Origin of the sequence: Opacimonas viscosa, assembly GCF_024199005.1 — a bacterium.
In the GTDB taxonomy this organism is placed as follows: domain Bacteria; phylum Pseudomonadota; class Gammaproteobacteria; order Enterobacterales; family Alteromonadaceae; genus Opacimonas; species Opacimonas viscosa.
Window position 1 is genome coordinate 1 of record NZ_JANATA010000323.1, and the last position, 237, is coordinate 237.

Annotated in this window: 1 protein-coding gene; it reads left to right on the forward strand. The window is 49.4% G+C overall.

Annotated elements, in window-relative coordinates:
* Positions 1-237 (forward strand): DUF885 family protein (locus NLF92_RS13780; protein ID WP_254102846.1); only part of this gene is annotated, 237 nt, incomplete at both ends.

Here is a 237-nt window from a genome sequence, read left to right on the forward strand (position 1 = left end):
ATTGGTGTCGAAAACGTTGAACGTATTCATACTGCCATGCGCGACATCATGAAGCAGGTTGAATTTACCGGCACGCTTCAGGACTTTTTCGAATTTATGCGTACCGACGAACAATTCTACTACCCCAATACCGATGAGGGTCGTGAGCGCTACCTGGCTGAAGCCACAGCCGCTATCGATACCATGCGTGAAGCGTTACCCGACTATTTTGGTTTGACGCCTAAAGCGCCCATGGTT